This window comes from Streptomyces antibioticus (assembly GCF_002019855.1).
GTDB lineage: Bacteria > Actinomycetota > Actinomycetes > Streptomycetales > Streptomycetaceae > Streptomyces > Streptomyces antibioticus_B.
Genome location: NZ_CM007717.1, coordinates 195,485 through 208,140, shown reverse-complemented (window position 1 = coordinate 208,140; position 12,656 = coordinate 195,485). Strand labels below are relative to the sequence as shown.

Annotated in this window: 13 protein-coding genes; 6 read left to right on the top strand and 7 right to left on the bottom strand. The window is 69.4% G+C overall.

The annotated features are described in order from the left end of the window. The first annotated feature begins 47 nt into the window (after positions 1–47). Entirely contained in the window at positions 48–1,019 is a 972-nt protein-coding gene (locus AFM16_RS00960; RefSeq protein WP_078631661.1) for an NAD(P)H-quinone oxidoreductase, read from the top strand. Positions 1,020–1,038: 19 nt separating this feature from the next. Here the strand turns inward: AFM16_RS00960 and AFM16_RS00955 are convergent, their stop codons facing one another. Beyond that, positions 1,039–2,505, bottom strand: coding sequence for a catalase (locus AFM16_RS00955; protein WP_078636788.1), 1,467 nt, complete (start codon positions 2,503–2,505; stop codon positions 1,039–1,041). Positions 2,506–2,751: 246 nt separating this feature from the next. On the opposite strand from AFM16_RS00955, the gene AFM16_RS00950 reads away from it, so the two are divergent. From AFM16_RS00950 to AFM16_RS39765, 3 genes are all read left to right on the top strand, one after another. Continuing rightward, positions 2,752–3,537 carry a DeoR/GlpR family DNA-binding transcription regulator gene (locus AFM16_RS00950; protein WP_030788697.1) on the top strand — a complete coding sequence of 262 codons (786 nt, stop codon included), beginning with the start codon at positions 2,752–2,754 and terminating at the stop codon, positions 3,535–3,537. A gap of 457 nt (positions 3,538–3,994) precedes the next feature. Then, complete coding sequence (locus tag AFM16_RS00940; RefSeq protein ID WP_245177587.1) at positions 3,995–4,927, top strand: RsbRD N-terminal domain-containing protein; 933 nt, start codon at positions 3,995–3,997, stop codon at positions 4,925–4,927. After that, positions 4,891–5,220: a PucR family transcriptional regulator gene (locus AFM16_RS39765; protein WP_245177586.1), complete on the top strand. Its 330-nt coding sequence runs from the start codon at positions 4,891–4,893 to the stop codon at positions 5,218–5,220. Before AFM16_RS00940 ends, AFM16_RS39765 begins: the two co-directional genes overlap by 37 nt. Before the next feature lie 25 nt (positions 5,221–5,245). On the opposite strand, the gene AFM16_RS00935 is transcribed toward AFM16_RS39765, so the two are convergent. Continuing rightward, positions 5,246–5,512 carry a hypothetical protein gene (locus AFM16_RS00935; RefSeq protein WP_078631659.1) on the bottom strand — a complete coding sequence of 89 codons (267 nt, stop codon included), beginning with the start codon at positions 5,510–5,512 and terminating at the stop codon, positions 5,246–5,248. A gap of 246 nt (positions 5,513–5,758) precedes the next feature. Here AFM16_RS00935 and AFM16_RS00930 point away from each other — a divergent pair, with 246 nt between their 5' ends. Beyond that, the gene (locus tag AFM16_RS00930; protein ID WP_143648287.1) at positions 5,759–6,370 is read left to right on the top strand and encodes a DUF1269 domain-containing protein; all 612 of its coding nucleotides are present in this window, start codon (positions 5,759–5,761) and stop codon (positions 6,368–6,370) included. Positions 6,371–6,465: 95 nt separating this feature from the next. Here AFM16_RS00930 and AFM16_RS00925 read toward each other — a convergent pair whose 3' ends face one another. The 5 genes from AFM16_RS00925 to AFM16_RS00905 all read right to left on the bottom strand — a co-directional run bounded on the left by AFM16_RS00925 (position 6,466) and on the right by AFM16_RS00905 (position 11,775). After that, positions 6,466–6,747, bottom strand: coding sequence for a hypothetical protein (locus AFM16_RS00925; protein WP_078631655.1), 282 nt, complete (start codon positions 6,745–6,747; stop codon positions 6,466–6,468). A 17-nt stretch (positions 6,748–6,764) separates the two neighbouring features. Beyond that, positions 6,765–9,326 (bottom strand): ATP-dependent Clp protease ATP-binding subunit, encoded by a 2,562-nt coding sequence (locus AFM16_RS00920; RefSeq protein WP_078631653.1) that lies wholly within the window; start codon positions 9,324–9,326, stop codon positions 6,765–6,767. A 167-nt stretch (positions 9,327–9,493) separates the two neighbouring features. Next, positions 9,494–10,318, bottom strand: a complete 825-nt coding sequence (locus tag AFM16_RS00915) for a family 1 encapsulin nanocompartment shell protein (RefSeq protein ID WP_179123237.1) — start codon at positions 10,316–10,318, stop codon at positions 9,494–9,496. After that, the gene (locus tag AFM16_RS00910; protein WP_078631651.1) at positions 10,315–11,310 is read right to left on the bottom strand and encodes a Dyp-type peroxidase; all 996 of its coding nucleotides are present in this window, start codon (positions 11,308–11,310) and stop codon (positions 10,315–10,317) included. Before AFM16_RS00910 ends, AFM16_RS00915 begins: the two co-directional genes overlap by 4 nt. Before the next feature lie 132 nt (positions 11,311–11,442). Continuing rightward, a complete protein-coding gene (locus AFM16_RS00905; protein WP_256861260.1) occupies positions 11,443–11,775 on the bottom strand; it encodes an NUDIX hydrolase in 333 nt (110 codons plus the stop codon). Between the two features lie 215 nt (positions 11,776–11,990). On the opposite strand from AFM16_RS00905, the gene AFM16_RS00900 reads away from it, so the two are divergent. Beyond that, positions 11,991–12,578 (top strand): thioredoxin domain-containing protein, encoded by a 588-nt coding sequence (locus AFM16_RS00900; RefSeq protein ID WP_167797129.1) that lies wholly within the window; start codon positions 11,991–11,993, stop codon positions 12,576–12,578. Positions 12,579–12,656: the final 78 nt, after the last annotated feature.

Below are 12,656 nucleotides of genomic sequence, written 5' to 3'. Positions count from 1 at the left end.
GGGACTTAATGTGTGTAGTGCAAACATTCGATGGGAACGGAGTTGTCATGAAGGCGGTATCGATCACGGAGCACGGTGGCCCTGAGGTCCTGCAGTGGGTCGACGTCGAGGACCCGACGCCCGCCGCCGGTGAGGTCGTCATCGATGTGGTGGCGAGCGCTCTGAACAGGGCGGACGTCATGCAGCGCTGGGGGCTCTACCCGCTCCGGCCCGGCTGGTCGCCGTACCCCGGCCTGGAGGTCTCCGGCCGGATCGGCGCCGTCGGTGAGGGAGTCACCGGCTGGCAGGTCGGCGACGAGGTCTGCGCCCTGCTGACCGGCGGCGGTTACGCGCAGAAGGTCGCCGTTCCCGCCGGACAGCTCCTCACGATCCCCAAGGGCGTCGGGCTGACGGAGGCGGCGGGCCTTCCCGAGGTCACCGCCACCGTCTGGTCCAACATCGTCATGACCGCGCGTCTGAAGCCGGGCGAGACGATCCTCGTGCACGGCGGCGCCGGCGGGGTCGGCACGACGGCGATCCAGATCGCCAAGGCCCTGGGCGCCCGTGTCGTCACGACCGTCGGCGGCCCGGAGAAGGCCGCCCGGGCCCGGGAACTGGGCGCCGACGTGGCGATCGACTACCGCACCGAGGACTTCACGGCGCACGGGCCCTACGACGTGATCCTCGACGTCGTGGGCGGTGACTACCTGGAGCGGAACGTCCAGTCCCTCGCGGCGGACGGCCGTCTGGTCGTCATCGGCCTCCAGAAGGGCCTCGACGGCCGGCTCGACCTCGCCGAGCTGGTCTTCAAGCGGGCCTCCGTGCACGGCACCACCCTGCGGACCCGCTCCACGCAGGACAAGGCCGAGATCGTGGCCGAGGTCCAGAAGCACGTCTGGCCCATGATCGAGGACGGCAGGGTGAAGCCGGTCGTCGAGCGGACGCTGTCCATGGCGGACGCCGCCGAGGGCCACCGGCTCATGGAGGCCGGCGGCCACCTCGGCAAGATCCTGCTGGTGAACGACGAGAAGAACGGCTGACGAAGGGCCCCTGGGGGAGCTACGAGCCCTGCTTCCCCTTGGCCCGCACACCCTCCTCGATGCGCTTGCCGACCCCGGCGTCGATGTTCGTCCAGTAGACGAAGGCGCGCTCCAGGACCGGCTCGCTCACCCCGTCGAGGAGGTGCCCGACCACGTTGTCCACGAGCCGGTCGCGGGCCGCGTCGTCCAGGACCTCGCGCACGAGCGTGCCGGGCTGGCCCCAGTCGTCGTCCTCCGGATGCGAGACATAGGCCGCCCGGGTGATCTCACCGTCGGCGAACCAGCTCGGCGGGCTCCCGTACCGCTCGGTGTCGGCGGCGGGACCGCCCTTCGAGTTCGGCGCGTAGACCGGATCGGACGTCTTCCGGTAGGCCATCGCCCCGTCCTTGGAATACGTGTGGACGTCGGCGACGGGCGCGTTCACCGGGAGCTGCTGGTAGTTCGTCCCGATGCGGGCCCGGTGGGCGTCCGCGTACGAGAAGAGCCGCGCCAGCAGCATCCGGTCCGGGCTCGGCCCGATGCCGGGCACCAGGTTGTTCGGCTGGAACGCCGCCTGCTCGATCTCGGCGTGGTTGTCGGTGGGATTGCGGTCCAGGGTCATCCGGCCCACCGGGATGAGCGGGTAGTCGCCGTGCGGCCAGACCTTCGTGAGGTCGAAGGGGTTGAAGCGGTACGCCGCCGCCTCCTCGTACGGCATGACCTGCACATGCAGGGTCCACGACGGGAAGTCGCCGTCCCGGATGTGCTCGAACAGGTCCCGCATGTGGAAGTCGGAGTCGGCACCCGCCATGCGGTCGGCCTCTTCCTGGGTGAAGAACTCGATGCCTTGATCGGTCTTGAAGTGGTACTTCACCCAGAAGCGCTCGCCGGACGCGTTGATCCACATGTAGGTGTGGGAGGTGTAGCCGTTCATATGGCGCCAGGTCCGCGGGACGCCGCGGTCGCCCATCAGCCATGTCACCTGGTGCGCGGACTCGGGCGAGAGGGTCCAGAAGTCCCACTGCATGTCGTGATCACGCAGATTGTTGTCGGCGCGGCGCTTCTGGGACCGGATGAAGTGCTGGAACTTCATCGGATCCTTGACGAAGAACACCGGCGTGTTGTTGCCGACCATGTCGTAGTTGCCCTCGGACGTGTAGAACTTCACCGCGAAGCCCCGCGGGTCCCGCCAGGTGTCCGGGCTGCCGCGCTCACCGGCCACCGTGGAGAAGCGGGCGACCAGGTCGGTACGGGTCCCCGGCTGGAACAGCGCCGCCTTGGTGTACCGGCTGACGTCGTGGGTGACCTCGAAGTGTCCGAACGCGCCGCTGCCCTTGGCGTGCGGCTGGCGTTCCGGAATGCGTTCACGGTTGAACTGCGCCATCTGCTCGATCAGGTAGGCGTCCTGGAGCAGGATGGGGCCGCCCGGTCCCACGGTGAGCGAATGCTCGTCGCTCTCCACCGGGGCACCGGAGTCGGTCGTCGTCGCGGGTCGGCTCTCGGTCATCGCGGTCCGCCTTTCGTTGTCGCGCACACCTACCTTCTTCCTGCGCGGCCGAAGCCGCTACCTGAGGTGGAGTGCCCCCTCCGAGGGGCGCCAGGCTTCGAGCACGGGCATTTCTCGTCCGAGCGGTGACGCGTCCGCCCCTGAATCTCGGGGGGGCATGCCGACGACGGCGAGGCGTTCCACGGAGCGGGATCGCCCGCGCACTCACTGGTGCATTCGTGCGCGATCATGTGAGGGGGAGGCCTTATGAACCGCTACGAACGACTGAACGCGATCCTGGAACTTCTCGGCGAGCGCCATCGCGTGGAGGTCGAGGAGATCACCCAGGAGTTGGGGGTCTCCAGTGCCACGGCGCGGCGCGATCTGGACCATCTCGCCGAGCAGCGACTGCTGACGCGGACCCGCGGCGGCGCGGTCGCGCACGCGGTCGCCTATGACCTGCCGCTCCGCTACAAGACCGTGCGGCACGCCGACGAGAAGCTGCGGATCGGCCGGGCCGCGGCGGCACTCGTGTCCCCCGGCGCGGTCGTCGGGCTGAACGGCGGCACGACCACGACCGAGGTGGCACGAGCCCTGGTCATGAGCGCGGACATGGGCGGGGCCGACGACGACGTGAAGGTCACCGTCGTCACCAACGCCCTCAACATCGCGAACGAACTCGCCGTGCGCCCGCAGGTGAAGCTGGTCGTCACGGGCGGGGTGGCCCGCGCCCAGTCCTACGAGTTGATGAGTCCGCTGGCGGAGCGCGTCCTCGAAGAGCTGAGCCTGGACATCGCCGTCCTGGGCGTCGACGCCATCGACCCCGACTCGGGGGCGGCGGCGCATCACGAGGGCGAGGCCGCGATCAACCGGCTGCTGGCCCGCCGTTCGGCCAAGGTGGTCGTCGTCGCCGACTCCTCGAAGATCGGCCGGCGGGCCTTCGCCTCGATCTGCCCGGTGACCCAGATCGACGTCCTGATCACGGACACCGAGGCCGCCGAGGAGGACGTTCGACGCTTTCGCGACCGGGGTGTGCAGGTGACACAGGTGTAGGCGGCAACATCGTGCCGGACCTCCTCACGCCGGTCAGAGGCTGAAGCCCCGCCGTGCTTTGCCGGACAGGAACAGCTCACGGACAGCCGATGTGCCCGCACACGATGGTCAGTTCGGGGAAGTCGAGCGCGACCTGATCGATGTACGGAATGGGCGACCGGTCTCGGAAGGCCGCAGGGGACCGGTCTGCCCGACCTGGGTGCAGAAGGGGATGCCGAGGTCGACGCAGGCGGCGTGGAGCGGGTAGTACAGCCGGTCGGTGGACGACCGGCATCAGGTTCCCCTGCCTCTCTCACGACCCCGCTGACCACACCGAACGCGGCTGAGCGAACGCTTACCGCGAGCCTGGCCGGTCCGCGGAAAATCGCGTCGCCGCCGGGCGGTCGTCGCCGTTTCGCACCGGAGTGCCGCCGCACGCCGGCCGGTAGCATCGGTGGTGGTCGGACCGGGAGCACTCATGACTGATCGAACCGCCGGAGACGGACGCGGCCGGGCACGGAACGCCGCGCTGACGGATCTGGCCGCGTGGGCCGAGCGGAAGCTGCCCACGTTGATCGAAGAGGTGTGCGCCGTCGCGCGCGACCGTATCGACCTCTACCAGACGGACGACATCGTCCCGCACGACGACCTGCACCGCTCCGTCGCGCTGAATCTCCAGTTCATCGTCAGCGGCCTCGCGGACCCGGACCACACGCCCGATCTGACGGCGCCCTCCGAGACGGGCCGACGCCGCGCCCATCAGCGCGCTCCGCTGCCCGAGGTGCTGCGCTGCTACCGCCTCGGGTGCGCCATGCTCTGGGACATGCTGCTCGACCACGCCCGCGGCAGCGCCCGGCCGGCCGTCCTGGACGCGCTGATCGACGCGTCCAGCACACTGTGGCGGCTCTCCGACGAACACGCCCTCGCGCTGACGGAGGCGTACCGCGCCGCGACCGCCGAGATCCTCGCCTCGCAGCAGCGACGCCGGTCGGCGCTGGTGGGGGCGCTGTTCACCGGACAGGTGGTGGTCGATTCCGGCGCCTGGGAGGTGGGCAAACTGCTCGGCCTGCCCCTCGACACGAGGCTGATGGTGGTGGCCGCGGAAACCGCCGGCCTCGCCGAAGAAAGCCTGGTCGGGGTGGAGCACCACCTCGCCGAGATCGGCGTCGTCTCGGCCTGGCAGCTCACCCCCACCCTCCAGGCCGGTGTGATCACCCTGCGCGAAGAGCAACTGGACGCCATCCTGGCCGTCCTGCGCGAATCGGCCGGCGCCCGCACCGGCGTGAGCCCCTCCTACTCCTCGCTCGCCGAGACACCGCGCGCCCTGCACCTGCCCGGTGCGCGCTCGCCGAACTCCCGCCGGGCAAGACCGAGGTGCACCTGTTCAGCGCCAGCCCGCTCGCCGCGCTGATCGCCTACGACCCCGACGAAGGGCGCCGTCTGGCCAAGGAAGTTCTGGGCGCCGTACTCGAACTGCCGCGGGAGGACCGGGACGCGCTCCTGCACACCCTGCACGCCTTCGTCGACCACGCCGGATCGGCGGACCGCGCCGCACGGGTCCTGCACTGCCACCCCAACACGGTCCGCTACCGCCTGGGCCGGCTCCGCGAACTCACGGGCCGCTCACTGAGCGACCCACGGTCCCTGGCCGAACTGGTCACGGCGGCCGACGCGGTGCGCCTCAGCCCCGACAACCGGAACTGAGCCGAGAGCGGGAGAGAACCACCGGCTACAGACCTGAGCGAGTCCCGGCCGCCCGCGCCTGCGCGTCCGCGAACGCCTCGTCGAGGGCGACGAGCAGATCCGCGGTCGTGGCGAACAGATTCCGCGCGTGCGGATCGGTGATCGAGGGCAGGTCGTCGCGCAATTGGAGGACCAGTTCCCGAAGCCGGGCGCGCGCCCGCAACGACGGTCCCTGCAGCCCGTCGTCCACGCCTGCTGGGGACGCCCCGACGAACTCGCTCACGGTCACGGTTCGCAGATCCTCATCGCTCATGTCCGGACTCCCTTCGCCCCGTGCGTCCGCGGCCCGGCCCACCCCACCAAGCTAGCGACACGCACCACTCGGGGCAGCCGGGCCGATCGATTCTGATTCCCCGCATAACCGGCGTTGTCGCCCCGCCCAAAGATTGCGCCGCCGCGCCATGAGCGACGACCGGCGGGCCTAGCTTCTGCTGTGCGCGGCACGGGCCTTCGACCGCCCGCGTGCCGCGCTTGCCAAGTCCGCACCGGAGAGGGAGTCATGAGTACGACGCGATCCCGGAACGTGGTAGTCATCCGATTCGACGACAGCGACAGGACCTACCGTGCGCTGTCCCAACTGAAGAAGGCCGACGCAGACGGCCTGATCGACGTCCACGCCGCCGTCATCGTCGAGCGGAAGGCCGACGGCTCCCTCGACGTCGCGGACGGGACGGACCACCAGATCGGGGAAGGGATCACCAAAGACAGCCTGATCGGCCTGCTGGTCGGCATCCTGGGCGGCCCGTTCGGGCTGCTGCTGGGCTGGGGCGCGGGCGCGCTGATCGGCGGCGCGATCGACGCGGACAAGGCGTCCGAGACGGACGCCGTCATCGGCGCGTTCACCAAGACGGTCCCCCCGGGCAGGAACGCGCTGATCACCGACGTCACCGAGACCCGCGAGAGCGTCATCGACACCGATGCGGCAGCGGACGGCGGCACCGTGACCCGACGGCCGGCCCACGAGGTACTGGACGAGATCGAGGCCGCTGCCGCCGCGGCCAAGGCGGCCCAGGACGCCGCGTCCGCCAAACTGCGCGCGGAGAAGCGTGCGGAGCGCCGCGAAGAGTTCCACGAGCGCTGGGGACGCATCCGGCACGGCGTGCACCTGTAGCGGCCGCGGCCGCCCGACGGAGCGGATCCGCCGGGCGGCCGGTCAACTCGCTCGCAGATCACCGCCGTTGAGCAGAGCGAGCGGAATGTGCTCTCTCAGCCGTCGTACTCGGTCGGGGGAAACGGCTCGCGTTCCCTCCGCGGCGCGGTGCCCGACGGCAGCTCGCCCGTGTCGACCTGGCGATCGACCTCCGCCCGCGCCTCCTCGTACCGCGTGGCGGGAGACGGCGCCGCGTCCGCGGGCAGTCCGGCGGCGCGCCGTTCGTCCTCCGTGCGTCGTTCCAATTCCGTGTCGTCGGGCCGCCGGGGCATGCCGCGCCCGTGGCCGCGGTCCGGGTCTCCCTCGACCTGCCGGTTGGACTTGTGGTGATGCACCATCGTCTTCTCCTCGCGCGTCAGGAAGTGCCTGCGCTCGCCGCCTCGGCAGGCGCTTGCTCGTCGTCGGAGCCCGCGGGATCCTCGTCCTCGTCGGTGTCGGGCCGCGCCGTGCGTACGGTGCAGTGGAGCGAGTCGTCCCGTACGTCGGCGACGATCGTGTCCCCCGGAACGGCCTCGCCGCTGAGCAGCAGGGAGGCGATGCGGTTGTCCAGCTCCGCCTGGATGGTGCGGCGCAGGGGGCGGGCGCCGAACTCCGGCTGGTGGCCATGGGCGATGAGCAGTTTCTTCGCGGCCTCGGTGACCTCCAGCCTCATGCCCTGCGCGTGCACCCGGTGCTCGCTCCGCGCCAGCAGGTGATCCACGATCTCCGTCAGATCGGCCTCGGTCAGGGCCTGGAAGATGATGATGTCGTCGATGCGGTTGAGGAACTCGGGCAGGAACCGGCCCCGCAGATCCTCCATCAACTCGCCCTTGATCTCCGACGTGTCGCCCTCGTGCGCGAGGATGCGGTGCGCGCCGATGTTGGACGTCATGATGACGACGCAGTGCCGGAAGTCGACGGTGCGGCCCTGCGCGTCCGTGAGGCGCCCGTCGTCCAGGATCTGGAGCAGCGTGTTGAACACATCGGGGTGGGCCTTCTCCACCTCGTCGAACAGCACCACGCTGTACGGCCGTCGGCGCACCTTCTCGGTGAGCTGCCCCGCCTCCTCGTAGCCGACGTATCCGGGCGGCGCCCCGACGAGCCGGGCGACGGTGTGCTTCTCCTGGAACTCGCTCATGTCGAAGCGGACCATGCGGTCCTCGTCGCCGAACAGCAACTCGGCGAGCGTCTTGGCGAGTTCGGTCTTGCCGACACCGGTCGGGCCGAGGAAGAGGAACGATCCCACCGGCCGGTTCGGATCGCCCATCCCGGCGCGGTTGCGGCGCACCGCCTCCGACACCGCGGTGACCGCCTCGTCCTGCCCGACGATCCTGGCGTGCATCTCCTCCTCGAGCCGGAGAAGGCGTTCTTTCTCACCGGCCGTGAGCTGGGAGACGGGGATGCCCGTACGCCGCGAGACGATGTCCGCGATGTCGTGCGCGGTGACGGAGACGACGCCCTCGCGGCGCTCCTCGATGCCGGCCAACTCGCCCTCCACCTCGGCGATCTGCGCCTTGACCTCGGACGCCTTGTCGAAGTCCTCCGCGGACACCGCCTGGTCCAGCTCGCGGCGCAACTTGGCGATACGGTCCTCCCGGCTGACGACCTCGGTGGACCGGCTCGCACTGCGCAGCCGCACCCGGGCACCGGCCTGGTCCATCACGTCGATGGCCTTGTCGGGCAGGAAGCGGTCGCTGATGTAGCGGTCGGACAGCTCCGCAGCGGCCGCCAACGCCCCGTCCGCGAAACGGACTTGATGATGTGCCTCGTAGGAGTCGCGCAGCCCCTCCAGGATCTGCACCGTCTGCTCGACCGTCGGCTCGGGCACCAGCACGGGCAGGAAACGGCGCTCCAACGCGGCGTCCTTCTCGACGTGCTTGCGGTACTCGTCGATGGTCGTGGCACCCACCACGTGCAACTCACCGCGCGCGAGGGCGGGCTTGAGCATGTTGCCCGCGTCCATCGAGCCCTCACCCGTCGCACCGGCCCCGACGACCGTGTGGAGTTCGTCGATGAACAGGATGATGTCGCCGCTCGCCTCCTTGACGTCCTCGATGACCTTCTTCAGCCGCTCCTCGAACTGTCCGCGGTACTGCGCACCGGCCACCATGCCGGACAGGTCGAGGGCGACGACGCGCTTGCCCTTCAGCGTCTCGGGGACCTCCCCGGCCACGATGCGCTGGGCCAGCCCCTCCACGATGGCGGTCTTGCCGACACCGGGTTCACCGATGAGCACGGGGTTGTTCTTGGAGCGCCGCGAGAGGATCTCGACGGTCTGCTCGATCTCCTCCGCCCGCCCGACCACCGGGTCGAGCTTCCCGGCCTTCGCCTCCTCCGTCAGGTCCCGGCCGAACTCGTCCAGCGTCGTGGCCGGTTGCTTCGGGGCGGCGGGCAGGCCGTCGGCGCGGGCCGCCTGCTCGGTCAGGCCCGCGAGCCTGGCCGGCTCCAGACCGCCGGCCTGCAGCAACCGGGCCGCGCCCGTGTCACGGTCGTCGAGCAGCGCGCCGAGGATGTGCTCGGGACCGATGTACGACACCCCCGCCGCCTGCGAGTGCGCGTACGCGGAGGCCAGGGTGCGCTTGGCCGCCGGGGTGAGGCCGGGCTCGGCCGACGGCAGGCTCGACTCCTGGGGCAGGACCTTGGCGATCCGGGTCGCTAGACCGTCCGGATCGACGCCCGCCTGGGCGAGGAGCCGTCGGGCGGGGTCGACCTTGGTGGCGGCCCAGAGCAGATGCTCCGTGTCGAGATCGGACGTCCCGTCCTCGACGGCCCGCTGCGCGGCCCGATTGAGAAGCTCCTGCGACGCATCGGTCAACAGCCGCCCGATGGGCACGCGTTGCACCGCGGGTGGCGACGAGGCCGGCGACATACCGAAGAAGCGATTCAACATTTCGCTGAACGGATCGGACGAACCAAAGCCGAACGATGACATCGACATGGCAACTCCCGGTGCGCGATGTTTCCCTCCAGCCAATCGCGACCTCTGCCGTGCCGCAAGCAGTAGTCAAAGCCGCGCCACGAAATAGGGAGTTCAGTGCGTATCTTCGGTTTGGGCGACAACAAAGTCTGTGCGCCGACACAAAGAGCGACGACAAAAAGATATGGTCAGACGCTGACGCTGCCGAGGGCCACCACGGCCTCGTCGGTATACGTGAGAAACGTCAGCGTCTGGCGGAAGTACAGCTCGATCTCGGTCGCGTCGTGCGCCGTGTAGCCGATCGCCAGATCCTCACCGAGCCGCAGCTCGAAGTCCCCGCCGCGTGTGGAGAGAAGAAAGGCCCCTTCGAGCGCGGGCGCCCAGATCGGATCCCCGTCCAGCATGCGGCTCAGGTGCGCGGCGATGGGGTAACCGTGGTCGGAGGTCTCACTGACCGCCGTATAGACGTCGGCGCCGAGCAGCAGCGCGTACGGTCCCTGCACACCGGCGAGCCGCAGCGCCGTCAGGGCGCGGCTGACCGCGTCAGGGGTCTCGCGGGGCTCGGCGGGCAGGCCGACCACCGGATTGGAGGTGCGCCCGCGCAGCCCGTCGATGTGCGCCGCCGCGTACCCGTCGAAGACGGCCCGGTCCTCGGCGAAGGCCATGGCGCGCGCCGCGTCCTTCACCGGCTGCCAGTCGGAGTCCTTCGCGCCGCGCTCCACGTCGTCGACGGCGGCACGGGTCACCTTGAACGGCACCCGGAACTCCACCAGGGGCTGCACATCGCGGAGTTGGGCCGTCACGCCCGGTGCGGGGGCTTCGATCGCGGTGCGATGTCCGGTGCCCACCGCGGCCAGCTCGGGCCCGTCGGGTCCGGTGACGTCCACGACGCGCCGGCCCGCCAGGTTGCGCCGGAACGTCCGACGCGCCTCGTCCTCGATCTCGGCCCACGCCTTGGGCGTGACGGGGGCGAGTTCGCGGTGCAGGTTGCTGATGTCATGGGGCGTGCTCATGCTCGGACTCCTTTGAGACTGCCGATCCCCAGCGAACCGTCGCCCGCCCCTGCCCCCGGTGCGCTGGGGAGGTCGGGCAGGTCGTCCAGGAAGTCGGCGGTCGGAACGTAGAACAGGCTGCCGGTGACGGCGGTCGAGAAGTCGAGGATCCGGTCGTGCAGCCCCGGACGCGTGCCGAGGAACATGTTGCGGAGCATCTGCTCGATCACATCCGGACTGCTCGAATAGCCGATGAAATACGTGCCGAACTCCGCCTGTCCCACCCTGCCGAACGGCATGTTGTCGCGCACGATCTTCAGCTCGTTGCCGTCGTCGTCGGTGACGGTGTTCACGGCGACATGGGAATCCTCGGGCTTGACGTCGTCGCTCAGCTCGACATTGTCCAGTTTGCGGCGCCCGATCACCATGTCCTGCTGATCCGGCGGAAGGGCGTTCCAGGAATTCATGTCGTGCAGGTACTTCTGCACCGTCACATAACTCCCGCCGGCGAACTCGGGATCCTCGTCGCCGACGAAGACGGAATCGGCCGCGAGTTGCCCCTCGGGGTTCTCGCTGCCGTCCACGAAGCCGAGCAGATCCCGTTCGTCGAAGTACTTGAACCCATGCACCTCGTCCACCACGGCGACGGCCCCGGCCAGCCGCTCCGCGACCACACGGACCATCTCGAAGCAGAGATCCATACGACGGGCCCGCACATGGAAGAGCAGGTCACCGGGGGTCGACGGAGCCCGATGCCGCTCGCCGTTCAATTCGACGAACGGATGCAGACCCCGCGGCCGAGGCCCGCCGAACAACCGATCCCAGGCGGCCGAACCGATACCGACGACACACGTGAGCTGATCGTCCGGTGCGCGGAAGGCCACGGACCGCCGGATCCCCGCGACGTCCTCAAGCAGCCCGCGAACCGTGTCCTCCCCTCCGGGCAGCACCGTGACCACGAGAAACACGGCGGCCTTGGCCGGTGGGGCGAGCACGGATTGAGACTCGACCACGGGAGTCAGTCCTCCTCATCCTTCACACAGGCGGCGTCGTCGGAGCGTCCCCACCAATCCTGCGGTACGGGGACGCGCATCGCTCGGCTTGCACCCGTTCACGACGACCCTTCGGCAACGGGAGGTGCGCCCTCACGCGGGCATGTGCCCCCGTAGATAGCTCCGCACCGCCCCAGGCACATCGGCATGGACAACGGCCTCCGCGAGCGGCACCCAGCGAACCTGCGCCCGCGCAAGGCTGCCGCCCCCTGACGGCGACTCGCTCAACAGTTGGCACACGACAGCCGGCGTTCCGCCGTCCGGGGACGCCAGCGTCTGTGAGCCGTCCACGAGATACCCGGTCAGCTCGTACACGGCACGCGCGGCGGAGGCCGCCGCGGTCTCGCCGGCTTCCGGAACACCGGCGGGCAACCCCCAACGCTCGGGCTGCGCCACGAGCAGCACCCGCCCGTCGTACACGACCACCGCCCGCACCACGCCTCCGGCACATTGCCCCACGGCCACGGCACACCTCTCCCTCGATTGCCTGACAGCCGACTGCCCTTTCCTTCGGCCGAGTGTGATCCGCGAGGGCCGGGCGCCGTACGCATTTCGGCGATTTCTCCAACGGCCTTTATGGGCGGCAACAACCGGAGCACATGACACAAGCGGACGGCAGACCCCTGTGCCACGCTGGATTCATGACTCCCGCCAACACGACAGGCCCCGGCGGCACGACCCTCTACTACGGAGACCTGAACACCCCGCACGTACTCCAGGTCTTCCTCGAACTCCGCGACCGAGCCAGCCGCACCATGTCGGAAAACCTCCTGCAAACCTTCCGCCAGGCCGCCGACGAGGGAAAGCTGGTCGTCAAGTTCCACTTCGCCGCGACGATCGACGACACGGTGGGCGGCATCGGCTCCCAACGCGGCCTGAGCGCCCTCGCCGCGGCCGCCGACGTCGGCCAGAAGGAATTCGTCGACTACCTGGCCGCCCTGTTCGCGGCGCAGCCGTTCCCGCCCGTCGATGACAAATTCTCCGAAACGTCGGAATTGTTGTCGCAGGCGGGGAAGGTGGAGGGGTTGAGGTCTGCTGAATTCGACAGGAAGGTCACGGACAACGTGTACCTGAATTGGGCGGGCGAGACGGTTGGGTCTTTTTCGTCGTTCGGGGTCATCGGGACGCCGGTGTTGTGGTACGACGGTGAGGTGATTCCCGTGGTCAACGCAGACGGAGAATCCCTTGCCCTGACTCCGCAGGAATTCCTGTCTGAACTCCAGAAATAGCGGCAGATCACGGGGAGGGGCCGGGGGCAATCGTCCCGCTCGCGCAGGCGCGTTGCCAGGAGACGGAGCCTCCGTCAA

Coding starts and splice junctions, on each gene's coding strand:
- AFM16_RS00960 (WP_078631661.1), top strand. CDS start 48: ATGAAGGCGGTATCGATCACGGAGCACGGTGGCCCTGAGGTCCTGCAG.
- AFM16_RS00955 (WP_078636788.1), bottom strand. CDS start 2,505: ATGACCGAGAGCCGACCCGCGACGACGACCGACTCCGGTGCCCCGGTG.
- AFM16_RS00950 (WP_030788697.1), top strand. CDS start 2,752: ATGAACCGCTACGAACGACTGAACGCGATCCTGGAACTTCTCGGCGAG.
- AFM16_RS00940 (WP_245177587.1), top strand. CDS start 3,995: ATGACTGATCGAACCGCCGGAGACGGACGCGGCCGGGCACGGAACGCC.
- AFM16_RS00935 (WP_078631659.1), bottom strand. CDS start 5,512: ATGAGCGATGAGGATCTGCGAACCGTGACCGTGAGCGAGTTCGTCGGG.
- AFM16_RS00930 (WP_143648287.1), top strand. CDS start 5,759: ATGAGTACGACGCGATCCCGGAACGTGGTAGTCATCCGATTCGACGAC.
- AFM16_RS00925 (WP_078631655.1), bottom strand. CDS start 6,747: ATGGTGCATCACCACAAGTCCAACCGGCAGGTCGAGGGAGACCCGGAC.
- AFM16_RS00920 (WP_078631653.1), bottom strand. CDS start 9,326: ATGTCGATGTCATCGTTCGGCTTTGGTTCGTCCGATCCGTTCAGCGAA.
- AFM16_RS00915 (WP_179123237.1), bottom strand. CDS start 10,318: ATGAGCACGCCCCATGACATCAGCAACCTGCACCGCGAACTCGCCCCC.
- AFM16_RS00900 (WP_167797129.1), top strand. CDS start 11,991: ATGACTCCCGCCAACACGACAGGCCCCGGCGGCACGACCCTCTACTAC.